The sequence below is a fragment of the Hydrogenophaga sp. H7 genome (assembly GCF_002025745.1).
In the GTDB taxonomy this organism is placed as follows: Bacteria; Pseudomonadota; Gammaproteobacteria; order Burkholderiales; family Burkholderiaceae_C; genus Hydrogenophaga; species Hydrogenophaga pseudoflava.
In genome coordinates, this window is record NZ_MCIC01000015.1 from 344,209 (window position 1) to 368,105 (window position 23,897).

Here is a 23,897-nt window from a genome sequence, read left to right on the forward strand (position 1 = left end):
TCAGCGGCTGCGCGCGAGGGTGGCGCTGGGGCTTTCGCCGTAGGCCTGCTGGTAGGCGGCGGCGAAGCGGCCGGGGTGCTCAAAACCCCATCGTGCGGCGGTCTGCAGCACGCGGGTGTCCGGGCCGGGGTGCAGCAGGTCGTGGCGCACGCGTTCCAGCCGCAGCCGGCGGATGTGGGCCATGGGCGTGGTGCCACGCTCGCGGGCGAACAGTTGCTGCACCAGGCGCACGCTGCTGTTGACCGCCCGCGCCAGGTCGGCCACGGTCAGCGGCTGGTCCAGGTGCGTTTCGATGTGATCCTCCAGTTGCCGCAGCCTGGGCACGGTCGCGCTGGCGGGCGCCCGGCTCACCGTGGCCGGCGCCCAGGCCACCCGCAGCAGCATGGCCAGCACATGGTCTTCCAGCATCGCCGTGTGCAGACCCGTCGACGGATGCTCGCCGCCCGGCTGCAGCAGCGCGGCAAGGTAGTGCATCAGCTGCCACCAGTGCGCGCCCGAACCCTGGCGCAGGTCCAGCCGCGGCGCCAGCCGCAAGGTGGCGGCCGGTTCGCTGCCGCTGATGGCCGCCGCCACGTGCAGCAGCCGCTGGCGGTCGATGCGCAGCATGAACTGGTCGCAATGGCACGACCACTCCATGCGCACCGCGTCCTGCGGCGAGATCACCGTCGCTTCGCCCACGGCGCTGAGGTGCCGCGCGTTCTGGTGCCACACCGCCGCCTCGCCGGCCAGCGGCATCTGCACCAGGAAGAAGTCGTCCAGCCGGTCCGGGTCGATGCGCACCGCGGCGCCGTGGGCCAGTCGGTTGAGCGACACCGAAGGGCCGAGCGCGCGGTGGTGCATGCGGGCACGCACCCTCTGGCGGCTGCCGATCACCGACAGGTCGTGCGGCTTGTAGATGCGCGCGATCTGGTCGCGGGTTTCGTACAGGTCGTCCGAGGCCAGCACCGACAGCGGCGCCCAAGCCGCTCCGGCGGGCGCACTGCGGTCCAGCCAGCAGGGCACGTGGACCGGGGACGGGGCGGGGCTGGGGGCCATGCGCCGCATGCTAGTGATTACCCGGGGTTTTGCACTTATCGGATACCCGGGTTCGTTTCGCGGATGGTCGTGGCGGCGGGCTGATTCCAGAATGGTCCGGTCCGCTGTTCAACCCTGTTTCATCCTTTCAGGAGATCCGCCATGAGCCTGCAAACCAAGTACCTGCTCGACGAAAACCAGATGCCCAAGTTTTGGTACAACATCCAGGCCGACCTGCCCAAGGCGCTGCCGGCCGTGCTGCACCCCGGCACGCTGCAGCCCATCGGCCCCGACGACCTGGCGCCGCTGTTCCCGATGGAACTGATCATGCAGGAGGTCAGCACCGAGCGCGAGATCGAGATTCCCGAACCGGTGCGCGACATCTACCGGCTCTGGCGTCCGGCCCCGCTGTACCGCGCCCACCGGCTGGAAAAGGTGCTCGGCACGCCGGCCAAGATCTTCTACAAGTACGAAGGCGTCAGCCCCGCCGGCAGCCACAAGCCCAACACCGCCATCCCGCAGGCCTTCTACAACAAGCAGGCCGGCGTCAAGCGCCTGACCACCGAAACCGGTGCCGGCCAGTGGGGCACTTCGCTGTCGTTCGCGGGCTCGCTGTTTGACCTCGAAGTGCTGGTGTTCCAGGTGCGCGTGTCCTACGACCAGAAGCCCTACCGCCGTGCGGTGATGGAAACCTATGGCGCGCGCTGCCTGCCGTCGCCGTCGAACCAGACCGAGTACGGCCGCAGCGTGCTGGCCCAGCGGCCCGACCATCCGGGCAGCCTGGGTATCGCCATTTCCGAAGCGGTGGAACTGGCGGTGCAGCGCGAGGACACCAAGTACGCGCTGGGCTCGGTGCTCAACCACGTGCTGATGCACCAGACCATCATTGGTCTGGAAGCCATGGAGCAGCTGCAGATGGCCGACGCCTGGCCGGATGTGGTGGTGGGTTGCACCGGCGGCGGCTCCAACTTCGCGGGCATCGCCTTCCCCTTCATCGGCCATGCGCTGCGCGGTGGTCGGAAATCGCGCATCGTCGCGGTGGAGCCCGCGGCCTGCCCGTCGCTCACGCGCGGCAAGTACGCCTACGACTTCGGCGACACCGGCCACATGACGCCGCTGACCAAGATGCACACCCTGGGCAGCACCTTCACGCCGCCGGGCTTCCACGCCGGCGGCCTGCGCTACCACGGCATGGCGCCGCTGGTCAGCCACTGCAAGGAACTGGGCCTGCTCGAAGCCACCGCCTACACCCAAGGCCAGTGCTTCGAGGCCGGCGTGACTTTTGCGCGCGCCGAAGGCATCGTGCCCGCACCCGAGGCCAACCACGCGGTCAAGGGCGCCATCGAGGAGGCCCTACGCTGCAAGCGCGAGGGCAAGAGCGAGACCATTCTGTTCAACCTCTGCGGCCACGGCCATTTCGACATGGCGGCCTACCAGAAGTACTTCGCGGGCGAGCTCAAGGACGAGCAGTACGACGAGAAGGAGCTGGCGATGGCGCTGTCCGGTCTGCCCAGCGTGCCGGAACCGGCCTGATGAACTGAAAGGGGGCGGAGGGCCTCAGCGCGCCAGCCAGAGGCGCACCCGCAGCCCCCAGCCGCTGGTCAGGCCCACGGTCGGCCAGCGCAGCTCGCCTGTTGGCGTGATCACGGCAAAGGCCGGCACGGCGCCGAAGCCCAGCGCGCCCGGGATGGCCGACTGCGGATCGACCACGGTGTGCCAGGCCAGGCCGCGCGAGGCCATATAGCGGGACACCTTCTCGGGCGGCCCGGACTGCATGGCGACGGTGATCACCGGGTGGTCCTGCGTCAGGCCGTTCACCGTGCCCTGGATGGTCTTGCAGATCGGGCACCAGTCGGCCCAGACGTAGAGGCCGATGTTCCGGCCGGGGTGAGCCGCTTGCAGCGCGGCGATCTCGGCGCGCAGGCTGCTGGGCCGCGCGCCGCCGCCCGCCAGCACCGCCAGCGGTGCGTCCAACGCCGCACCAGGCAGCGGGCCACCGGCCACATCGCGCGTCTGCCAGAGCTGCACCGCCAGCAGCACACCCGCGAACAGCGCGAGGGAGCGGATGTGGCGCTTCCAGTCGCGCCGCAGGCCCGCCGCCCACGCACGAAGGCGGCTGGACAAGCTCATGCGTGGAACAGTTCGAGCAGGCGATCCAGCCCGCCCATGTCGATGGCGACCTTGGCCTGCGCCCGCACCTTGGGTTTGGCGCGGTAGGCCACCGACAGCCCGGCCACGCTCATCATCTCCAAGTCGTTGGCGCCGTCGCCCATGGCGATCGCCTGCGCCGGCGAGCAGCCGATCAGGCTGCAGGTGCGCAGCAGGGTTTCCTTCTTCATCGCGCCGTCGCAGATGTCGCCCCAGCTCTGGTCCAGCATGCGGCCGGTGAGCTGGCCGTTCACGATCTCCAGCTGATTGCTGCGCGCGAAATCGAGCGCCAGGCGGTCGCGCAGGCGCTCGGCGAAGTAGGTGAAGCCGCCGCTGACCAGCAGCACCTTCAGCCCGGCGGCCTTGCAGGCCAGCACCAGCTCGGCCGCACCGGGGTTCAGGCGCAGGCGCGAGCGGTAGACGTGTGCCAGGTGTTCCTCGGTCACGCCTTTGAGCAGGGCGACGCGCTGGCGCAGGCTCTCCTTGTAGTCGGTGATCTCGCCGCGCATCGCGGCCTCGGTGATCGCCGCCACTTCGGCCTTGCGGCCCGCGGCGTCGGCGATCTCGTCCACGCATTCGATGTTGATCAGCGTGGAGTCCATGTCGAACGCGATCAGTTTGAAGTCGCGCAGGTTCAGGGGCGGCTGGACGCCCTGCACGGTCAGGCCGGGGGCGAATTCGATGGAGGAAGTCATCCCGGAATTATCGCGGGAGCCGGGATGACGCCCCGATCAGGACTTGGCCGCCGGCAGCACCTTGGAGATGGTGCCGATCTGCTTGCGCAGGTCCGGCCCCACCAGATCGGCCACCGACTGCTGGTCGCTGGTGACGGTCAGGCCCTGGGCCTGCAACTTGGCCTTGAGGTCCTCGGTGCTGGTGCCGGCGACCTGGGCCAGCACGGTGATCGGGGCCTTGGCGAGCGCACGGACCGGCGGCGCGAAGCCGGGTTCGCTGCCGCTGCTGCCGCCGGCCGGGATGAAGCTGAGTGCCAGGATCAGCGCGAAAGAGCCGATGACCACCCGGCCGGTGGTCTGCTTCAGATAGCGCTTGAACGCCGGCATGTTCAGCAGCACGTGCAGGCCGACACCGATCACCATGGCCCAGCTCAGCCACTCGTGCGCGGTCTTGTTCAGGCCCGAGTCGAGGTGAAAGAACATCAGCACGCCGGTGACGGCGGACAGCAAAAAGGCGCCCATGACGACGGGCGTGATCCAGGGGCGTTGGGCGGACAGGTTCATTGTTTTCTTCCTTCAAGTTGAAAGCTCCGATGCTGGAGCCTCTGTGTTGAAGTCTGGTCGCCGCTGTGTGAACGGCTGGTGAACGTCGGCCGGTGCTGCTCCTGTTTTTGATGCAGATCAAGCCGCGCCGGCAGTGGCTTCCGTCTTCAGCGGCTGGCCCAGCGAGCGCAGCACGTCGCGCACCATCTGCACCCGGTCCTTGACCTCGGGCAGGGCGCGCTCGATGCGCAGCTTCTCGTTGCCGGCCAGCTTGATGTGCCGGTTCTTCTGGATGAGCTCGATGATGCGCATCGGCTCGATCGGCGGGTTGGGGCGGAACGTGATGTTGATGACACCCGGCGCGGCATCGACCTTGACCACGCCGTAAGGAGCTGAAAGCACGCGCAGACGGTGCACATCGATCAGGGTCTGCGTCTGCGGTGGCAGCTTGCCGAAGCGGTCCACGATTTCTTCGAGCAGGCCGTCGACCTGGTCGGCCGTCTTGGCCGTGGCGAGCTTCTTGTAGAAGGAGAGGCGCAGGTGCACGTCGCCGCAGTAGTCGTTGGGCAGCAGGGCGGGGGCGTGCAGGTTGATGTCGGTGGTCACCGACAGGGGCGACAGCAGGTCCGGCTCGCGCCCTGCCTTGAGCGCCTTGACGGCCTCGCTCAGCATCTCGTTGTAGAGCTGGAAGCCGACCTCGAGCATGTTGCCGCTCTGGTTTTCGCCCAGCACCTCGCCGGCGCCGCGGATCTCCAGGTCGTGCATGGCCAGGTAGAAGCCGCTGCCGAGTTCCTCCATTTGCTGGATCGCGTCCAGCCGCTGCGCGGCCTGCTTGGTCAGGCCCTCGATGTCCGGGACCAGCAGGTAGGCGTAGGCCTGGTGGTGGCTGCGGCCGACGCGGCCGCGCAGCTGGTGCAGCTGGGCCAGGCCGAACTTGTCGGCGCGGCTCATCACGATGGTGTTGGCCGTGGGCACGTCGATGCCGGTCTCGATGATGGTCGAGCACAGCAGCAGGTTGTAGCGCTGCGCCACGAAGTCGCGCATCACGCGCTCCAGGTCGCGCTCGGGCATCTGGCCGTGCGCGATGGCGATGCGCGCTTCGGGCAGGATTTCTTCGAGCTTCTGCTTGCGGTTCTCGATGGTCTCGACCTCGTTGTGCAGGAAGTAGACCTGACCACCGCGCTTCAACTCGCGCAGCACAGCCTCGCGGATCACGCCCGTGCCTTCGTTGCGCACAAAGGTCTTGATGGCCAGGCGGCGCTGCGGCGCAGTGGCAATCACGCTCAGGTCGCGCAGACCCTCCAGCGCCATGCCCAGCGTGCGCGGGATCGGTGTGGCGGTGAGCGTCAGCACATCCACCTCGGCGCGCAGCTGCTTCATCGCCTCCTTGTGGCGCACGCCGAAGCGGTGTTCCTCGTCAATGATGAGCAGGCCCAGGTTCTTGAACTGGGTCTTCTCCGACAGCAGCTTGTGGGTGCCGACCACGATGTCCACGCTGCCGTCGCTGATGCCCTTCATCGCAGCGGTGATTTCCTTCTGTGAGCGGAAGCGGCTCATCTCCGCCACCTTCACCGGCCACTTGGCAAAGCGGTCCACCAGAGTCTGGTAGTGCTGCTCGGCCAGCAGGGTGGTGGGCGCCAGAAACGCCACCTGCTTGCCGCCGGTGACGGCCACAAACGCAGCGCGCAAGGCGACCTCGGTCTTGCCGAAGCCCACATCGCCGCAGACCAGGCGGTCCATGGGCTGCGGGCTGATCATGTCCTGGATCACGGCGTGGATCGCGGCCTTCTGGTCGGCCGTCTCTTCGAAGCCGAAGTCGTTGGCGAAGATCTCGTAGTCCTGCGCCGAGAAGCGGAACGCATGGCCCTGGCGGGCGGCGCGGCGGGCGTAGATGTTCAGCAGCTCGGCGGCGGCGTCGCGCACCTGCTCGGCCGCCTTGCGTTTGGCTTTTTCCCACTGGCCACTGCCCAGCTTGTGCAGCGGCGCCTCGTCGGCGCTCACGCCGGTGTAGCGGCCGATCAGGCTGAGCTGGCTCACCGGCACGTAGAGCACGGCCTTGTCGGCGTATTCGAGGTGCAGGAACTCCTGCAGCGCGGGCGTGCCGTCGGGGTTCTTGTCCCCCATGTCCATGTTGATGAGGCCGCGGTAGCGCCCGATGCCGTGAGCGCTGTGCACCACCGGGTCGCCCACGTTGAGCTCGCTCAGATCCTTGATCAGCGCATCGACGTCGCTGACCTGTTCCTGCTTCTTGCGTCGGCGCGTGGTCGGGCCGGCGGCGAACAGTTCGGTCTCGGTGACGAAGTCGATGCCGGCTTCCAGCCAGGAGAAGCCCACTGTCAGGCCCGCGGTGGCGATGCCGACCTTTTCGTCGCTGGTCTGGAACTCGGCCAGCGAATCGAAGGCCGGCGGGTTCAGGCCACTGGCGCGCAGGAAATCCAGCAGGCTCTCGCGCCGTCCGTCGCTCTCGGCCAGCAGCAGCACCCGGTGGGCGGTGTTGCGGATGTGGCCGTGCAGGCGCGACAGCGGGTCTTCGGCACCACGCACCGCGGCCAGCTCGCCCAGCTTCTGCGCGAACGCGTTGTCGGCGATGTCTTCCACCGCGGGCCGGATCGCCAGTTGGGCATGCGCATTGGCCTCGCCGTAGAACTGCTCTATCGACAGGAACAGGCTCTCGGGCGGCAGGGCGGGGCGGTCGGGGTCGCCCTTGACCAGGCGGTACCGGTCCTGCGTGTCCCGCCAGAAGCGCTGGAAGGCGGGCTCCAGGTCGCCGTGCAGCACCACCGTGGCTTGCACGCCGAGGTAGTCGAAGACCGTGGCGGTCTCTTCAAAGAACAGGGGCAGGTAGTACTCGATGCCGGCGGTAGCCACGCCGTTGCCCATGTCCTTGTAGATGCGGCTCTTGGTCGGATCGCCTTCAAGCAATTCGCGCCAGCGGCTGCGGAAGCGCGCGCGCGCCGCCTCGTCCATCGGGAACTCGCGGCCGGGCAGCAGACGAACCTCGGGCACGGGGTAGAGGCTGCGCTGGCTGTCGGGGTCGAAGGTGCGGATCGAGTCGATCTCGTCATCGAACAGGTCGACGCGGTAGGGCACCTGCGAGCCCATGGGGAAGAGGTCGATCAGGCCGCCGCGCACCGCGTATTCGCCGGGACTCACCACCTGCGTCACATGGCTGTAGCCGGCGAGCGTGAGCTGGCCCTTGAGCTTCGCTTCATCGAGCTTCTGCTTGACCTTGAACTGGAAGGTGTAGCCCGCCAGAAACGAGGGTGGCGCCAGCCGGTACAGCGCCGTGGTGGCGGGCACCAGCACCACGTCGGCACCGGTGTCCTTGTCACGCTGCTGGATGCGCCAGAGCGTGGCCAGGCGTTCGGAGATCAGGTCCTGGTGCGGCGAGAAGGCGTCGTAGGGCAGGGTCTCCCAGTCGGGGAAGAGGGCGCAGCGCAGTTCGGGCGAGAAGAACGCCATTTCGTCCATCAGGCGCTGCGCATCGGTCGCGTCGGCGGTCACGATGGCCACGGGCCTGCCAGCGGCTTTCTCGCGCGCCGCCAGTTGCGCGAGCAGCAGGGCATCGGCCGCGCCGACGGGACGGGGCAGGTGGAAACGTTGGCCGGGTTTGAGCTTGGGCAGGTCCATGGATTCAGGCGCAAATGACGAAAACCCCCCGGTCGTTGGGACAGGGGGGTGAAGTGGGGGATTCTAGAATGCCCGGACCGATCATGAGTGCTTTCCAAAACACCCCGACCTCTGTGCGCTGCCACGCGCTGCTGCCTTGTGCCGGCACCGGTTCGCGCGCGGGCACCGCTGGCCCCAAGCAGTACCAGACCGTCGCCGGCCTGCCCATGGTGCTGCACACCCTGGCAGCGTTCAGCGCGGCTCCCCGCATCGAGCAGACGGTGCTGGTTGTGGCGCCGGATGACCGCTTCCTGAGCGTCGATCAGCCCGATCTGCAGCTCGCGCGCTGTGGCGGCGCGACCCGTGCGCACAGCGTGTACAACGGCCTGGATGCCCTGCGCGCCAAAGGTGCCGCCGACGACGACTGGGTGCTGGTGCACGACGCGGCGCGCTGTCTGATCACACCTCAGCAGATTGAGGCGCTGATCAGCGCCTGCGAGGGCGACCCGGTGGGCGGGCTGCTCGCACTCAAGCTGCCCGACACGCTGAAGACCGAATGCGAGGGACGCGTGGCCGCGACAGTGGACCGCTCGGACAAATGGCTGGCGCAGACCCCGCAGATGTTCAGGCTCGGCATGCTCCGAAGCGCGCTCGCCGCCCAGGCCGACAGCGGCTTCGCCGGTGTGACCGACGAGGCCAGCGCCATGGAGATGGCCGGACACCGGCCGCTGCTGGTGCCGGGCAGTGCGCAGAATTTCAAGGTCACCTACCCCGAAGACTTTGCCCTCGCCGAAGCCATTCTTTCAAGCCGAACATGAGCGCAGCCACCATCCCCCCGTCCATTCCATTTCGCATCGGTGAAGGCTGGGACGTGCACGCCCTGGTGCCCGGACGGCCGCTGATCATCGGCGGCGTGACCATCCCCCACACGGCCGGCCTGCTGGGCCATTCGGACGCCGACGTGCTGCTGCACGCCATCACCGACGCCCTGCTGGGCGCGGCGGCGCTGGGCGACATCGGGCGTCACTTCCCAGACACAGACCCGCGTTTCAAGGGTTCCGATTCCATCGTGCTGCTGACCGAAGTCGCTCGGCGCGTGCGCGAGGCGGGTTTCGAGATCGGCAACATCGACAGCACGGTGGTGGCCCAGGCGCCCAAACTCGGCCCGCACATTCCGGCCATGTGCGCGCGCATAGCCCAGGCGCTGGGCCTGCCCGTGGAGTCGGTCAATGTGAAGGCCAAGACCGCCGAGAAGCTGGGCCCGGTCGGGCAGGGCCTGTCGATCGAGGCCCGGGCGGTTGCCTTGCTGGTGCGCCGGCCGGGCTGAGCCCGGTTTGCATCAGGCGGTTTTGCCGACCGGCAGCTTGATGTGGGCGGCCAGCCCGCCGGAGCTGCTGTTGGCCAGCGCGAAGCGACCGCCCATGCGGGCAATGGCGCGCTCGACGATGGCCAGGCCCAGGCCTGTGCCGGTGGCGGCGCTGCGAGAGGCGTCGCCACGGAAGAATGGCTGTGTGAGCTGGCTCAGCATCTCGGGATTGACACCTGGGCCGTGGTCGCGCAGCTTGACCAGCACCCATTGGTCCTTGGTCTTGGCGCCAATGTCGATCTCGGCCACACCGGTCGTCTGGTTGCGGCCATAGCGCACGGCGTTCTGCAGCAGGTTGGAGAACACGCGGTTGAGTTCAACCGCATCGCCCATGACCCAGGTGTCGTCAGGAATGCTGGTCTTCACCGCCACGTCGGGCTGGTTGCCCAGCGCAAACACGGCGGCCTCGATGACCTCGTTGAGACTCACGCGCTGAGGCTCCATGTGGTCCGGCCGTGCGTAGTCGAGGAACTTGTCGATGATGGCATTGACCTGTTCGATGTCGGCCGACATGTGCTCTCGCGCTTCCGCGTCGGCCACACTCATCTCGGTCTCCAGACGCAGCCGCGCCAGCGGCGTGCGCAGGTCGTGCGAGATGCCGGCCAGCATCAGGGCGCGGTCCTGTTCGATCTTGGACAGCCGCTGCGCCATCTGGTTGAACCCGATGTTCACCTGCCGGATTTCACTCGTGGCCACGGCCTCGTTGAGTCGGCTGGAGTTGAAGTCGCCGTCTCGCACACGGCTCGCGGCAAACGACAGCTTCTGCAGCGGCCGGTTGATCAGGCGTGCAATGAGCGCAGCACCCATCAGCGAAAGCACGGCGGCGGTGGCGAGCCAGATCAGCCAGGTCTTGCCGGTCACCAGTTCCACCCGAGACGGGTCGGCCTGCAGCCAGTACGGGTCACCGTCGATGGAAAAACCGATCCAGAGACCCGGCGTGCCGTTGACCTCGCGAGCGACCACGGTGTCAGGGCCCAGCCTGGCGCTGAGCTGGGCGCTGACCGTCCTGCTGAGTGAGTCCGCGTCGTAGAGCCGGAACTTGTCACCCGGCTCACGAGGGGCGATCCTCACCTTCTCCTCGTCGGCCATGGTCTTGACCAGCGACACACGGGCAATCGAGTCGGAGTGCACGAGTGCCGCACGGCTGAGGTTCACCAGGGAAGCCAGCTGTTGCGCACTTTGCAGCGTGCGCGGCTCGTATTCCAGCGCCCGGAATGTCTGGAGCCATGCCACGATGCAGCCCACCAGCAGCAGCGACAGCAAGAAAAAGGTGCGCCAGAACAGGCTCACCTCGCGCGCGGGTTTGCTCTCCAGCGGAGCGGACGCCGTCTCCAGCGCCGCCGGCTCGGTTTCGAAGGTGGGGACCCGCGATTCGTCGATCATCAGGCGTTGCCGTCCGGCACGAACACATAGCCCACGCCCCAAACCGTCTGCAGGTAGCGGGGCGACGCAGCGTCCTCTTCAATCAGCTTGCGCAGGCGGGACACCTGCACGTCCAGGCTGCGGTCAAATGGTTCGAACTCCCGGCCGCGGGCCAGTTGCGCGAGCTTCTCTCGGGACAGCGGCTGGCGCGGATGGCGCACCAGGGCCTTGAGCATGGCGAACTCGCCCGTGGTCAGCGGCAGGTCGGCGCCGTCCTTGCGCAGGGTGCGCAGGCTCAGGTCGAACTCGAACGGGCCAAAATTGACCACCTCCGCATCCTGCGAGGGGGCACCAGGCACCTCGGCCGGAGGGCGGCGGCGCAGCACCGCATGGACGCGGGCAAGCAGCTCACGCGGGTTGAACGGCTTGCCCAGGTAATCGTCGGCGCCCACCTCCAGGCCGACGATGCGGTCCACGTCCTCGCTTTTGGCGGTCAGCATGATGATCGGTGTGCGGTCGCCGTTGGCGCGCAGGCGCCGGCAGATCGACAGGCCGTCCTCACCCGGCATCATCAGGTCCAGCACGATCAGGTCCACGGCCTCGCGCTGCAATACTCGGTTCAGTGCCTTGCCGTCCTCGGCCAGCATGACCTCGAAACCTTCCTGCATCAGGTAACGGCGCAGCAGGTCGCGGATGCGGACGTCGTCATCGACCACCAGGATCTTGTTCGGGCGGGTGGTGTTTTGTGGCATGGAAGCAACTCCCGGTAAATGTAACAAAGGCGATTGTGGCAGCGCCAAGTGCTTGTCAGGGCTTGTTTTTTGGTTTTTTGACAGGCTGTTACATCTGTTGCCCGACCCCCGCACACCGTTACCAGAGGCCCGCTCAGAATGCCTTCATCGTTCAGTTCAGCCAGAACCATGATCAACCATAAATACTCTGTGTCCGCGATGCTGCTGGGGGCGCCATTGCTCTCTGCCGCGTTGGAGTTGCGGGAGCAGCCTGCCCAGCCCCTGGCCTCCGAGCCTGTGGCGGTGTCGCCCGCCGAGATCCAGGAAGGACGCCCGGTGACCACACGGTTGCGCGATTCCCTGCGACAGCCGCTCAGCGATGGCTATGCCGCCAGCAAACCATTTCGGCTGTCTCCTGAAGAGCGGCAGCGCATGCGCGAACAGCTTCGCGGTCTGCCAGAGCAGTCCGCTCAATCAAAATAACCGGCTATGAACAAATATCTGCGGGTGGCATCGTCGTGTCACCAGGCGGGCGTGCTCGCCTTGGTTTTTTCAGGGTTTCTGGGTGCTGGCGCTTCTTTTGCCCAACCTTTGCCTGCAGTCGCTCCGGTCAATGTGGTGGTGGTGTCTGCCAGCGCACAGCTTGAAGTGCCTCAGGACTGGGTCACGATGACCCTGAGCACCTCGCGCGATGGCAGTGATGCTGCTGCAGTGCAGAGCCAGTTGCGACAAGCGGTTGATGCCGCTCTGGCGGTTGCCAAACCACAGGCCTCCGCTCAGCAACTGGAGGTGAGAACTGGATCGTTTGGTGTGTATCCGCGCCATGGCAGCAACGGACGTATCGTGGGCTGGCAGGGATCGGCGGAGCTGGTGCTGGAGGGGCGGGACTTTGTCCGCATCAGCACCACCGCGGGGAAGATCACTTCCATGGGCGTCGGCAACGTGGCCTTCTCGCTGTCCCGCGAAGCGCAACAAAAGCTCGAGTCCGAGGTTCAGGCATCGGCCATTGAGCGTTTCAAGGCCAAGGCAGTCGAGGTGGCCAAGGCCTTCGGCTTCGAGGGTTACACCCTGCGGGAGGTGTCGGTCAGCCCCGCCGACCAGGGCGAGCGACCGATGTACCGGATGCGAGCCGCGTCGGTGGCCCAGGCGCCTGCCGACGCCTCCATTCCTGTCGAGGCGGGCAAGAGCCTGGTCACGGTCTCGGTGTCGGGCTCGGTCCAGCTGCGCTGAGGTTCATTGCGCCACCCAGCCACCGTCCATGTTCCAGGCCACGCCACGCACGTTGGCGCCGGCTGGTGAGCAGAAAAACACCGCCAGTTCGCCCAACTCCTCGGGGGTGGTGAACTGCATCGATGGCTCCTTCTCGCCCAGCAACTGCTTCTTGGCGTCCTCGTTGGTAAGGCCAAGTGCCGCAGCCTTGGCATCCACCTGTTTCTGCACCAGCGGTGTCAGCACCCAGCCAGGACAGATTGCGTTGCAGGTCACGCCGGTGGTCGCGTTTTCAAGGGCGGTCACTTTGGTCAGGCCGACCACCCCATGCTTGGCCGCAACGTAGGCCGACTTCTCCGCAGACGCGACCAGACCGTGGACCGAGGCCACATTGATGATGCGTCCCCAGTTCGCTGCGCGCATGGCGGGCAGCGCCAGGCGGGTGGCGTGGAACGCACTGGAGAGATTGATGGCGATCACCGCATCCCAGCGCTCGACCGGGAAGTCCTCCACGCGCGCCACATGCTGGATGCCGGCGTTGTTCACCAGGATGTCGACCTGGCCAAAGCGGCTGGCCGCGAACTTCATCATGTCTTCAATCTCGGCCGGCTTGCTCATGTCCGCGCCGTGGTAGGCCACCTGCACACCCAGGGCTGCGATCTCTGCCTGCGGGCCTTCAGAGTCACCGAAACCATTGAGAACAATGTTCGCACCCTGTCGAGCCAGCGCCTTGGCGATGCCCAGTCCAATGCCGCTGGTCGAGCCGGTGACGAGGGCGGTTTTGTTGGCAAGCATGAGGGATCTCCAGTTCCATTACGATCGGTTGAACAACATGCAAACCATTATCACGGAGTCCGAGGAATGAGCGGTTCCAGCCAGATGCCAGAGCTGCGGTTCGTCGATGTTCCCGGGCCTGTCGCCAACAGCGGCCAGCAGCGCCGGCTGGCGTACTGGGACTGGATGCCGCAACAAGGTGCCGATGCCCACCGCGTCGTGGTGTGTGTGCATGGGCTGTCCCGTCAGGGTCGTGACTTCGATGTGCTGGCGTCCGCCCTGACCGCGCAGGCGCGCGTCATCGCCGTGGACGTTGCCGGTCGCGGATTCAGCGACTGGCTTGCCGACCCGATGACCTATCAGGTGGGAACCTACGCAGCGGATGTGGGCAGCCTCATTGCCAGGCTGCGTTCCGAAAACCCCATGCTTCAGATCGACTGGATCGGCACCAGCATGGGGGGGCTGATCGGCATGGCCCTGGCGGCCCAGCCTGCCATGGGCTTCCGCAGGCTGGTGCTCAACGATGTCGGTCCGGTGCTCCAATGGGAAGCCTTGCGGCGCATCGGAACCTATCTGGGACTCAACCCCTCCTTTGCCAGCGAGCAGGAGGCTGCGGACTATCTGTGGTCGATCTCCACCGGATTTGGACCTCACTGCCAGCAGCAGTGGATGGCACTGTCCCGTCCCATGCTGCGCGAGCGGGAGGGGCGCTGGTGGCTGCACTACGACCCTGCGCTGGCCGTTCCGATCCGGGCGCTGACAGACATGGATGAATCTGTCGGTCGCCAAGTGGTGGCCGACGGGGAGGCTGCCCTGTGGGCGCTGTATGACGCCATTTCGGCCCCCACCCTGCTGCTGCGGGGCGCCGATTCCGACCTCCTGACGCGCGAGACGGCGAAGGCCATGTCTGAAAGAGGACCCCGCGCGCGTTGCGTCGAGTTTCAGGGTGTTGGACATGCGCCGACCCTGGTGGTGCCAGACCAGGTGGCGGCGGTGGTCGGCTTCCTGGAACAGGCATGAGCGAACCTTTTCCATGCAGTATTCGACTTCTGTCCCTCCACCGCCGACGTCGGCCATCGTGGCCGCCACCTCGGACAGCTTCTTGCCACGGCAGGCCCAGGCTTTGGCACGTGCACGTGCCTTTGCAGAGCCCTTGCTGGCCAGCGAACAACTGGACACTGGCGAGAACATCCTCTCGCACGCCGACGCGGTCGCCACGGTGCTGCGCGACATCGGTGGGTCGGAGGCGATGCAGGCTGCGGCCTATCTGGTGTACGCCTGTCAGTACCTCAACAGGCCACAGGAGGTGATTGCCAAAGCGTTCGGCGAGAACTTCGCGGCACTCGCTCTTGAGACGACCAAGCTGGTGCAACTGCAGCGGCAGGCGCGCATCAAGTCGGCCGAGGTGCAGAACCGGAAGACAGGAGAGCGTCTGGCCGCGCAAGAGGCGGCCCTGCCAGTGGCGTCACCGGGCAAGGTGCCCGTGTCCGAACTGGCGGCCAGCCAGACCGAGAACGTCCGCAAGATGCTGCTGGCGTTTTCCCGTGACCTGCGGGTGGTGATGCTGCGGCTGGCATCGCGCCTGCAGACGCTGCGCTATTTCGCGGCATGCAAGGGCGACCCTGGTCTGGCCTTGGCCAGCGAGTCGCTTCATGTTTTCGCTCCACTGGCCAACCGGCTGGGCATCTGGCAGATCAAGTGGGAGATGGAAGATCTGGCCTTCCGTTTTCTTGAGCCACAGACGTACAAAGATGTCGCCCGTCTGTTGGATGAAAAGCGGGCAGAGCGCGAGGTTCACATCGAGCAGGTGCGGTTGCAGCTTGAGACGGACCTGCAAGGGCAGGGCATCCAGGCGTCGGTCCAGGGACGGCCCAAGCACATCTACAGCATCGTCAAGAAGATGCGTGGCAAGTCGCTGGACTTTGACCAGGTGTTCGACATCCGGGCGCTGCGGGTCGTGGTGCCTTCAACCGATGACTGCTACGCGGTGTTGGCGCTTGTGCACTCGCAGTTCACGCCTGTTGCGGAAGAGTTCGACGACTACATCGCCAAGCCCAAGGCCAATGGTTACCAGTCCTTGCACACGGTGGTGCGCGACGCGCAGGGCAGGGCATTCGAGATCCAGATCCGGTCCCAGGCCATGCACGACCACGCGGAACACGGGGTGGCCGCTCACTGGGCCTACAAGGAGGCGGGCACCAAAGGCTATGCGGGCGTGTCGGCCAGTTCCGAGTACGACGCCAAGATTGCGGTGCTTCGACAACTGCTGGCCTGGGAGCGTGACCTCAGCGGGGCGTCACCGGGCCTGTTCGACGACCGCATCTATGTCCTGACGCCGGATGCCGCCATCGTGGAGCTGTCGCAGGGCGCCACGCCCGTTGACTTCGCCTATTCGGTGCACACGAACCTGGGGCATCGTTGCAGAGGGGCCCGGGTGGACGGCGTCATGGTTCCGCTGAACACGGCGCTGCAGAATGGCCAGACCGTCGAGATCATCGCCGCCAAGGAAGGCGGCCCTTCGCGCGACTGGCTCAACCCTGAGCTGGGCTACCTGGTTGGCCACCGTGCCAAGAGCAAGGTCCGGGCATGGTTCAATCAACTGGCGATGGAAGAGACCGTTGCCCGGGGGCGTGAGGCGGTGGAGCGTCTCCTGCAGCGAGAGGGGCGCACGGCGCTGAGGTTCGAGGATCTGGCCAGCTCGGCGGGTCTTCCCTCGGCACAGGCGCTGTTCGAACAGGTGGGTAAGGACGAACTGTCGCTTCGCACGCTGGAAGTGCTTCTGCGGCAGGGAGATCAGCCTGTTGTTGAGGACATTCCCCCGTGGTTGAAAAAGCCGCGTCCCGTGCGCTCGGCCCCCAGCGGGGGCGTGCTAGTGGTCGGTGTCGACTCGCTGATGACGCAGTTGGCCAAATGCTGCAAGCCGGCGCCGCCCGACGATATCCGGGGGTTCGTGACCCGTGGCAAGGGGGTGAGCATCCATCGCAGCGATTGCAGCGACTTTGCCCATCTGCAGCGCACCAGTCCTGATCGGGTGATCGACGTGCAATGGGGTGGCGCTGTCTCTGGCGGGCGGGAAGGGGCTTCTGCGGTGTACCCGGTGGACGTTGCCGTGGAGGCGATTGACCGGCAGGGGTTGCTGAGGGACATTTCCGATGTGTTTGCACGCGAGAAGATGAACGTCATCGGGGTGCAGACGCAATCGGTCAAGGGCATTGCGTGGATGACCTTCACCATCGAGGTCACCGATGCGAGGCAGGTGTCCCGTGCGATGTCGGTGGTCGGGGACGTGGCAGGTGTGCGCATGGTCCGGCGCAAATGATTTGCGGGTTTGGACAAAACGCAGAATTCGCTGCTATACTGCGAGGCTTCGGACAGTTTGCAGGCGCGTAGCTCAGCTGGTTAGAGCACCACCTTGACATGGTGGGGGTCGTTGGTTCGAGTCCAATCGCGCCTACCAAACATCTCCGAAACGACAAGGGCCCGACATTGCGTCAGGCCCTTTTTCTTTGTGCGGCAGCCATGGCGCCATGGCATCATCTGCGATGCGCACAGGGAAAACCCATTTGGCAGCCTTGGGGAGACTTCCTAGAATCCGGCGCAACAGCAGCCTCCACAACGCGGGGGGCTCTCCGTCTTCACGTGAAGGTCCTGTAGTGCAAAAAAGCAAGGCCGATGCCCAAGGCTCCTCCCCGGATGCCGTGCGGGTCATCAAGAAATATCCCAACCGGCGCCTTTACGACACCGATACGTCGTCGTACATCACACTGGCCGAGGTCAAATCTCTTGTGATGGACAACGAGCGTTTCGTGGTGCGGGACGCCAAGACCAACGAGGACCTGACCCGCAGCATCCTGCTGCAGATCATTCTGGAAGAGGAGACGGCAGGCGCGCCGATCTTCACCGAGCAGGTGCTGGCCAACATCATCCGTTTTTACGGTCACGCGATGCAGGACTTCATGGGGGCTTATCTGGAAAAGAACGTCCAGATATTCATGGATTTGCAGGCCAAGATGGCAGAACAGTCCAAGGGGCTGAATCCAGAGGTCTGGAAGCAGTTTATGAATGTCCAGTCTCCCATGATGCAGGGCATGATGGGAACGTATCTGGAGCAGTCTCGCAGCGCGTTCACGCAGATGCAGGAGCAGATGCAGAAGAACAGCGAGCAGATGCTGGCCGCTTTTGGCCTCAAGCGCTGACCCGGTCGGCCGGTCTGAGACAATCTGGGGATGAGTGAATCCCCTGTTTCCACCAGCGCCACGGCGCCCAAAGTAGGGTTTGTGAGTCTGGGTTGCCCCAAGGCCCTCACGGACTCCGAACTGATCCTCACGCAACTGAGCGCCGAGGGTTACCAGACATCCAAGACCTTTGCAGGTGCCGACATCGTCATCGTCAACACCTGTGGCTTCATTGATGACGCTGTCAAGGAGAGCCTGGACACCATCGGGGAGGCTTTGGCCGAGAACGGCAAGGTGATCGTCACCGGCTGCCTTGGCGCGCGCGAGGGCGATGGCGGTGGCAACCTGGTGCAGCAGATGCATCCGAGCGTGCTGGCGGTGACCGGCCCTCACGCCACCCATGAGGTGATGGAGGCAGTGCATAGGCACCTTCCCAAGCCGCACGATCCTTTTGTTGACTTGGTGCCGCCCCAGGGCATCAAGCTCACTCCGCGCCATTACGCCTACCTGAAGATCAGCGAGGGCTGCAACCACCGCTGCACCTTCTGCATCATTCCGTCGATGCGAGGTGATCTGGTCAGTCGCCCGGTGGGTGATGTGCTGACAGAAGCGCGCAAGTTGTTTGAGGCCGGAGTCAAGGAGCTGTTGGTGGTCAGCCAGGACACATCGGCCTATGGTGTCGATGTGCAATACCGGACTGGTTTCTGGGATGGCAAGCCAGTGAAAACCAAGATGCTCGATCTGGTTCGCACGCTTGGTGAGTTGGCAAGAGGATTTGGCGCATGGGTGCGTCTGCACTACGTGTACCCATATCCCCACGTGGATGACGTGATTCCGCTGATGGCCGAGGGTCTGATCCTGCCGTATCTGGATGTGCCACTGCAGCACAGCCATCCCGATGTGCTCAAGCGGATGAAGCGCCCCGCCAGTGGGGAAAGAAATCTGGAACGCATTGCCCGCTGGCGCGAGATCTGCCCTGAGATCGTGGTGCGCAGCACCTTCATCGCAGGATTTCCCGGAGAGACAGAGGCTGAGTTTCAGAATCTGCTCGATTTCTTGGCCGAAGCGCGCATTGATCGTGCGGGTTGCTTTGCGTACTCGCCGGTGGAGGGGGCCGCAGCCAACGCACTGACTGATCCTGTCGCGGATGCGGTGCGGGAAGAGCGCCGTGCGCGCTTCATGGAGGTCGCGGAGGCGGTGTCCGCTGACAAACTGCGCTCCCGCGTGGGCTCGACCATGCAGGTGCTGGTGGATTCGGCGCCCGGCCTGGGTAAGAAGGGGGGTGTTGGCCGCAGTTACGCGGATGCGCCGGAGATCGATGGCGTGGTGCGACTGCTGCCACCAGAGAAGATCAGCAAGACGCTCAAGGTGGGGGAGTTCACTCGCGCGCGCATCGTTGCAGCGGACGGTCACGACCTCGTGGCTCAGCCGATTTGATGCAGCAAACAGAAAGGGCTTGCAAACGAATTGTTTGCAAGCCCTTGTGTTTGGTGCCCAAGAGAGGACTCGAACCTCCACGCCTCTCAGCGCTAGTACCTGAAACTAGTGCGTCTACCAATTCCGCCACCTGGGCATCTCAGGAAGCGCGCATTATAGCCTGCGGCTCAGCGCGTTTTGGCTGCGCTGTTTGCGGTCCAGATAAAAAAGAAAAGGGCTTGCAAACTCTTCGTTTGCAAGCCCTTATGATTGGTGCCCAAGAGAGGACTCGAACCTCCACGCCTCTCGGCGCTAGTACCTGAAACTAGTGCGTCTACCAATTCCGCCACCTGGGCATCTCAGGAAGACGACTAGTATAGCAGTAAAAAAACAGAACTCATAATCTTGAACGAAAAAAACAATCTTCTGGCCGAATTCGAAGGTGTCGTCTCCGGTCATCGCGACGGACACGGCTTTGTGATCCGTGATGACGGACAGCCCGACATCTATCTTCCTTCCAACGAAATGAGGGCGGTGCTGCACAAGGACCGGGTGAAGGCCCGCATCGTGCGGCTGGATCGCAAGGGGCGTCCTGAGGGGCGCGTGACCGAAATCATCGAACGCCCTGCTGCGCCCATCATCGGTCGACTGCTGCAAGAGAGTGGCGTGTGGCTCGTCGCCCCTGAGGACAAGCGCTATGGGCAGGACGTCCTGATTCCCAAGGGCGCCACCGGGTCGGCCAAGACCGGGCAGGTGGTGGTGGTCGAACTGACCGAGCCTCCGGCCCTGTATGGTCAGCCTGTTGGCCGCGTCAAGGAGGTGCTGGGCGAAATCGATGACCCCGGGATGGAAATCGAGATCGCGGTGCGCAAGTATGGCGTGCCTCACGAGTTCTCGGATTCGGCGCTTGCAGAGGCAAGGGCGCTGCCCGACAAGGTCCGGCCGGCGGACCTGAGGCATCGGGTCGATCTGCGCGACGTGGCCCTGGTGACCATCGACGGCGAAGATGCGCGGGACTTTGATGACGCGGTGTACTGCGAGCCAGCCAAGGTGGGGCGGGGCAAGGGTTGGCGTCTGCTGGTGGCCATTGCCGATGTGAGTCACTATGTGAAGACCGGCGCGCCGATCGACGTGGACGCGTACGACCGGGCCACTTCGGTTTATTTCCCTCGTCGCGTGATCCCGATGCTGCCAGAGAAGCTTTCCAACGGACTGTGCTCTCTGAACCCGGATGTGGATCGCCTGTGCATGGTCTGTGACATGCTGGTCAATGCCAAGGGTGAGGTGCATGCCTACCAGTTCTATCCGGCAGTGATGCACAGCCATGCGCGCTTCACCTACACCGAGGTGGCTGCGATCCTGCAGAACACGCGGGGTCCTGAGGCTCAGAACCGCAAGGCACTGGTTCCGCACCTGCTGAATTTGCACGACGTGTACCGGGCGCTGGTCGCGGCCCGCAACAAGCGGGGGGCGGTCGACTTCGAGACGGTGGAAACGCAGATCGTGTGCGATGAATCCGGCCGCATCGAGAAGATCGTGCCGCGCACCCGCAACGACGCCCACAAGCTGATTGAAGAAGCCATGCTGGCGGCCAACGTGTGCTCTGCCGATTTCATTGGTCAGAGCAAACACGCAGGCCTGTTCCGTGTGCACGAAGGGCCGACGCCGGAGAAGCAGGAGACCTTGCGCAACTACCTCAAAGCCATGGGTGTTCCGCAGTCCATCAGCGACAACCCCCACCCGTCCGAGTTCCAGCAGATCGCCGAGGCGACCAAGGATCGGCCGGAGGCCCAGCAGATCCACAGCATGCTGCTGCGCTCCATGTCGCAGGCGATCTATACGCCGATGAATCAGGGGCATTTTGGTCTCGCGTTCGATGCCTACACCCACTTCACCAGTCCGATCCGGCGCTACCCCGATCTGCTGGTTCACAGGGTCATCAAGGCCATCCTGACCAAGCAGAAGTACCAGTTGCCCGCCTTGCCAACGCCTGGGGAAGCGCACGCCAAACTGAGCAAGCGCCTGGCCAGCCGGGCCCGCCCGCCCGTGGCTGGAGAGGCGGTGAAGAAGCCTTCGGCCGATCTGCTGGCTTGGCAGGCGGCCGGCTTGCACTGCAGTGCCAACGAGCGACGTGCCGATGAAGCCAGTCGTGATGTGGAGGCGTGGCTCAAGTGCAAGTACATGCGCGAGCACCTGGGCGAGGAGTTCAGTGGCGTCGTGACCTCAGTCACCAGCTTCGGACTGTTCGTGACGCTCGATGCGATGTATGTGGAAGGGCTGGTGCACATCACCGAGCTGGGCGGAGAGTACTTCCGGTTCGACGAGGCGCGGCAGGAGCTCCGCGGGGAGCGAACAGGCATCCGGTACGCGTTGGGATCCAGGGTGCAGGTTCAGGTGAGCCGGGTCGACTTGGACGGGCGTCGCATTGACTTCCGGCTTGTGTCGGGCAACGACGATGCCATGCTGCGGGCCATGCGCGACAAGACTGGCGGAGAGGGGGCGCCGGATCAAGGCGGGGGACGGCGTCTGCGTGAGCGTGAGGAGCGGGCGCAGGGCAAGGCAACTCCCCGGGAATCCACGGGGCCCGGCAAGGGCGCAACCGCCAAAGGAGGCGGGCGCAACAAGGAGGCCAGAGGTTCTGCGCGCGGTGGGGCGGGCAAGACGCGGAAGGGGCGTCGCTGATGGCCGCCGCGCTTTTTTTCGTTTTGGAGACGGTGTTTTTTCTGCTCATAGGAGCGGCGCTCCTGCGGGCCTGGATGAATCACCTTCGCATCAACATGTCGGCTCAGCCCGGCCGGTTCGCCATGGCGCTCACACACTGGCTGGTGGGACCAGTGCGCAAAATCCTGCCGCGCTCCATGTCCCAGAGCCCGATCGACTGGGGCAGCCTGCTGGCTGCGGTGCTGCTGGCCATTGGCTATGGCGGTTTGCGCCTGATGCTCGGTGCGGCACTGGCGCCGTCGCCCGTTGGTGTGGTCGCGCCCTTGGTGGCCATTCCGGGTTTGGCTTTTTATCTACTGATCCGGGTGTTACTTCAGGGGCTTATCTTCCTGTTGCTGGTGTTTGCGGTGCTCTCGTGGGTGCAGCCAGGTGCACCGGTGATGGGCACGCTGGACCGGCTTTGCTCGCCCCTGCTGCGCCCCATCCGAAGGGTGGTGCCACAGATCGGCGGTATGGATTTGTCCGTGCTTGTGCTCATCGTCCTGCTGCAGATCGGGCTGATTTTGCTGGGGTGACGCGCCGGCTCAGCGCGCTCCACGAATGCACTCCACCAGGCGGTTGGCCGTGAGGGTCTGTTCATGGTGCACCACCCATTGGTCTGCCAATCTGCCATGACCTGACACGGCCTCAAGGACCGCCTCATAGGAGGGCGCTGATCGACTAGTGGAGTTCGCCAGTGAGGCTCCGATCCATCCGGCCAGGACGTCTCCTGTGCCCGCAGTGGCCAGCGCCGGATTGCCGCTGGCGTTGATTCGGGGTGTTTTGCCGGGCGCGTGAATCACCGTTCCTGATCCCTTGAGTACGGCGACCACGTTCAGCTGCTCGCTGAGCAGGCGCGCTGCGTCGAGGCGGTCCTTCATGACCGAAGTTGTGCTGGCGGCGAGCAGGCGCGCTGCTTCAAGCGGGTGGGGTGTGACAACAGTGATCCAGTTCCGCGCGCTGCGCTCGACCACCAGACGGCGCAGCGCATCATCGCCGGCAATGGCGTTCAGCGCGTCTGCATCTAGAACCAGGGACGGGCAAGTCGACAGGATGCGGGAGAGGTACCAGGCAATCGCCTGGCCGCCGCCGCAGCCACACACCACGGTGGCGTGCTGTAGCAGCGCCTCATCGGCCAGCAGGGTGCCTGTTCGTCTGAACATGAGCTCGGGGCATTGTGGATCCCAGGAGGGCTGCTGCGCCTCGTGACCAAGAAGCCCGACATAGACCCGGCCGGCGCCTGAGTGAAGTGCGGCCCGTGCGGCGAGGATGCCCGCTCCAGTCATGCCGGCGCCGGAGGGCACGAGACCCTGACCGCCGATCACGACCACGTCTCCTTGGCTTCCCTTGTGGGCCGCATGCGCGCGGCTCGCGCGTGCATCGTTTGCGCCGTGAAGAATGGCGGTAGGTGCTGGGCCGTTGGTGGCCGTTGCTCCCAGGGTATCCAGCCACACGGACCCCGCCTGATCTCGACCCGCGGCGGTAAACAGGCCTGGCTTGAGTGTCAGCAGAGACAGTGTGTGCCGGGGGCCGTTCGATGTCGGTGCAGCAGGTCCCAGATACTCCCCGGTGTCGGCCAGGAGACCGCTGGGCACATCGACGCTCAGCACTGTGGCGCTGGATCGGTGCATGCGAATCAGATAGTCGGCCATTTCACCAACTGGGGGGCGACCTGTTCCGATGCCTAGCAGGGCATCAATGGCCACGTCAAAATCATGCGGCGGCGAGGACGCTAACGTCACTCCACTTTCCAGGGCCAGGGTCAGGGCGTGCGCGGCATCTGGAGGCAACCGGCCGGGGTCACCGGTGAGCGTGGTGACGATCTCCGGCCGGCCCTGGCGGCTTTGGGCGTGCAGAGACAAGTGGCGAGCGGCCACCAGCCCATCGCCCCCGTTGTTGCCCGGACCGCAGGCGATCCAGATGCGGCGGGCGTGGGGGGCAAGGGCCATGGTCAGGTCGGCCACACTTCGTCCTGCACGGGCCATCAGCTCATGTGCCGGTAGGGATGCCGTCATGGCGCGTTCCAGCGCGCGCGTGGCTGTGCTGTCATGCAGTGGTTCGCTGCAGAGCGTCTCGATGCGCCGCATTCGAGTCATCGTTGTTTGCTGATGAGGCGGAGCGTCCGCATGGAATGCCTCCTCGTTGCGTTGAGCGTGTGCTTGACCCATGGTGGGGC

At 65.2% G+C, this 23,897-nt stretch carries 20 protein-coding genes and 3 tRNA genes; 12 read left to right on the forward strand and 11 right to left on the reverse strand.

Features of this window, described 5'->3' with window-relative positions:
- Positions 1-1,035: an AraC family transcriptional regulator gene (locus tag BC358_RS12990; RefSeq protein ID WP_179130074.1), complete on the reverse strand. Its 1,035-nt coding sequence runs from the start codon at positions 1,033-1,035 to the stop codon at positions 1-3.
- 141 nt (positions 1,036-1,176) lie between these two features.
- Here BC358_RS12990 and BC358_RS12995 point away from each other — a divergent pair, with 141 nt between their 5' ends.
- On the forward strand, positions 1,177-2,547 hold the full coding sequence (locus tag BC358_RS12995) for a TrpB-like pyridoxal phosphate-dependent enzyme (protein ID WP_179130075.1): 1,371 nt from the start codon (positions 1,177-1,179) through the stop codon (positions 2,545-2,547).
- A gap of 24 nt (positions 2,548-2,571) precedes the next feature.
- On the opposite strand, the gene BC358_RS13000 is transcribed toward BC358_RS12995, so the two are convergent.
- The 4 genes from BC358_RS13000 to mfd all read right to left on the reverse strand — a co-directional run bounded on the left by BC358_RS13000 (position 2,572) and on the right by mfd (position 8,009).
- Entirely contained in the window at positions 2,572-3,144 is a 573-nt protein-coding gene (locus tag BC358_RS13000) for a protein disulfide oxidoreductase (RefSeq protein WP_127806280.1), read from the reverse strand.
- On the reverse strand, positions 3,141-3,857 hold the full coding sequence (serB, locus tag BC358_RS13005) for a phosphoserine phosphatase SerB (RefSeq protein ID WP_079366132.1): 717 nt from the start codon (positions 3,855-3,857) through the stop codon (positions 3,141-3,143). Before serB ends, BC358_RS13000 begins: the two co-directional genes overlap by 4 nt.
- A gap of 36 nt (positions 3,858-3,893) precedes the next feature.
- A complete protein-coding gene (locus tag BC358_RS13010) occupies positions 3,894-4,400 on the reverse strand; it encodes a DUF4405 domain-containing protein (protein ID WP_079366133.1) in 507 nt (168 codons plus the stop codon).
- A gap of 117 nt (positions 4,401-4,517) precedes the next feature.
- Positions 4,518-8,009 (reverse strand): transcription-repair coupling factor, encoded by a 3,492-nt coding sequence (mfd, locus tag BC358_RS13015; RefSeq protein WP_079366134.1) that lies wholly within the window; start codon positions 8,007-8,009, stop codon positions 4,518-4,520.
- A gap of 83 nt (positions 8,010-8,092) precedes the next feature.
- On the opposite strand from mfd, the gene ispD reads away from it, so the two are divergent.
- Entirely contained in the window at positions 8,093-8,806 is a 714-nt protein-coding gene (ispD, locus tag BC358_RS13020) for a 2-C-methyl-D-erythritol 4-phosphate cytidylyltransferase (protein WP_143434291.1), read from the forward strand.
- Positions 8,803-9,315, forward strand: coding sequence for a 2-C-methyl-D-erythritol 2,4-cyclodiphosphate synthase (gene ispF, locus BC358_RS13025; RefSeq protein ID WP_066154393.1), 513 nt, complete (start codon positions 8,803-8,805; stop codon positions 9,313-9,315). The genes ispD and ispF overlap by 4 nt, the downstream gene beginning before the upstream one ends.
- Positions 9,316-9,327: 12 nt before the next feature.
- Here the strand turns inward: ispF and BC358_RS13030 are convergent, their stop codons facing one another.
- Together BC358_RS13030 and ompR are read right to left on the reverse strand one after the other, a co-directional pair.
- Positions 9,328-10,737, reverse strand: a complete 1,410-nt coding sequence (locus tag BC358_RS13030) for an ATP-binding protein (RefSeq protein WP_066154390.1) — start codon at positions 10,735-10,737, stop codon at positions 9,328-9,330.
- Positions 10,737-11,468 (reverse strand): two-component system response regulator OmpR, encoded by a 732-nt coding sequence (ompR, locus tag BC358_RS13035; RefSeq protein WP_066154387.1) that lies wholly within the window; start codon positions 11,466-11,468, stop codon positions 10,737-10,739. Before ompR ends, BC358_RS13030 begins: the two co-directional genes overlap by 1 nt.
- Positions 11,469-11,636: 168 nt before the next feature.
- Here ompR and BC358_RS13040 point away from each other — a divergent pair, with 168 nt between their 5' ends.
- Both BC358_RS13040 and BC358_RS13045 read left to right on the forward strand, forming a co-directional pair.
- Positions 11,637-11,930, forward strand: coding sequence for a hypothetical protein (locus BC358_RS13040; RefSeq protein ID WP_127806285.1), 294 nt, complete (start codon positions 11,637-11,639; stop codon positions 11,928-11,930).
- A 6-nt stretch (positions 11,931-11,936) separates the two neighbouring features.
- A complete protein-coding gene (locus BC358_RS13045) occupies positions 11,937-12,677 on the forward strand; it encodes an SIMPL domain-containing protein (protein WP_079366137.1) in 741 nt (246 codons plus the stop codon).
- Between the two features lie 3 nt (positions 12,678-12,680).
- Here BC358_RS13045 and BC358_RS13050 read toward each other — a convergent pair whose 3' ends face one another.
- Positions 12,681-13,451 (reverse strand): 3-hydroxybutyrate dehydrogenase, encoded by a 771-nt coding sequence (locus BC358_RS13050; RefSeq protein WP_066154381.1) that lies wholly within the window; start codon positions 13,449-13,451, stop codon positions 12,681-12,683.
- A 66-nt stretch (positions 13,452-13,517) separates the two neighbouring features.
- Between BC358_RS13050 and BC358_RS13055 the strand changes: the two genes are divergently transcribed.
- The 5 genes from BC358_RS13055 to rimO all read left to right on the forward strand — a co-directional run bounded on the left by BC358_RS13055 (position 13,518) and on the right by rimO (position 19,042).
- Entirely contained in the window at positions 13,518-14,450 is a 933-nt protein-coding gene (locus BC358_RS13055) for an alpha/beta fold hydrolase (protein WP_079366138.1), read from the forward strand.
- Positions 14,451-14,463: 13 nt separating this feature from the next.
- The gene (locus tag BC358_RS13060; protein WP_079366139.1) at positions 14,464-16,749 is read left to right on the forward strand and encodes a bifunctional (p)ppGpp synthetase/guanosine-3',5'-bis(diphosphate) 3'-pyrophosphohydrolase; all 2,286 of its coding nucleotides are present in this window, start codon (positions 14,464-14,466) and stop codon (positions 16,747-16,749) included.
- A gap of 61 nt (positions 16,750-16,810) precedes the next feature.
- Positions 16,811-16,887: transfer RNA gene (locus tag BC358_RS13065), tRNA-Val, on the forward strand.
- 196 nt (positions 16,888-17,083) lie between these two features.
- Positions 17,084-17,626 (forward strand): polyhydroxyalkanoate synthesis repressor PhaR, encoded by a 543-nt coding sequence (gene phaR, locus BC358_RS13070; protein WP_241559573.1) that lies wholly within the window; start codon positions 17,084-17,086, stop codon positions 17,624-17,626.
- Positions 17,627-17,656: 30 nt separating this feature from the next.
- Entirely contained in the window at positions 17,657-19,042 is a 1,386-nt protein-coding gene (gene rimO, locus BC358_RS13075) for a 30S ribosomal protein S12 methylthiotransferase RimO (RefSeq protein ID WP_079366141.1), read from the forward strand.
- Between the two features lie 51 nt (positions 19,043-19,093).
- On the opposite strand, the gene BC358_RS13080 is transcribed toward rimO, so the two are convergent.
- Positions 19,094-19,178 (reverse strand) — tRNA-Leu (locus BC358_RS13080).
- Positions 19,179-19,292: 114 nt separating this feature from the next.
- A tRNA-Leu gene (locus BC358_RS13085) sits at positions 19,293-19,377 on the reverse strand.
- A 49-nt stretch (positions 19,378-19,426) separates the two neighbouring features.
- Between BC358_RS13085 and rnr the strand changes: the two genes are divergently transcribed.
- Together rnr and BC358_RS13095 are read left to right on the forward strand one after the other, a co-directional pair.
- Positions 19,427-21,703, forward strand: coding sequence for a ribonuclease R (rnr, locus tag BC358_RS13090; RefSeq protein WP_079366142.1), 2,277 nt, complete (start codon positions 19,427-19,429; stop codon positions 21,701-21,703).
- The gene (locus BC358_RS13095) at positions 21,703-22,257 is read left to right on the forward strand and encodes a YggT family protein (RefSeq protein ID WP_241559574.1); all 555 of its coding nucleotides are present in this window, start codon (positions 21,703-21,705) and stop codon (positions 22,255-22,257) included. The genes rnr and BC358_RS13095 overlap by 1 nt, the downstream gene beginning before the upstream one ends.
- Before the next feature lie 9 nt (positions 22,258-22,266).
- On the opposite strand, the gene BC358_RS13100 is transcribed toward BC358_RS13095, so the two are convergent.
- Positions 22,267-23,808, reverse strand: coding sequence for an NAD(P)H-hydrate dehydratase (locus BC358_RS13100; protein ID WP_079366144.1), 1,542 nt, complete (start codon positions 23,806-23,808; stop codon positions 22,267-22,269).
- Positions 23,809-23,897 lie beyond the last annotated feature (89 nt).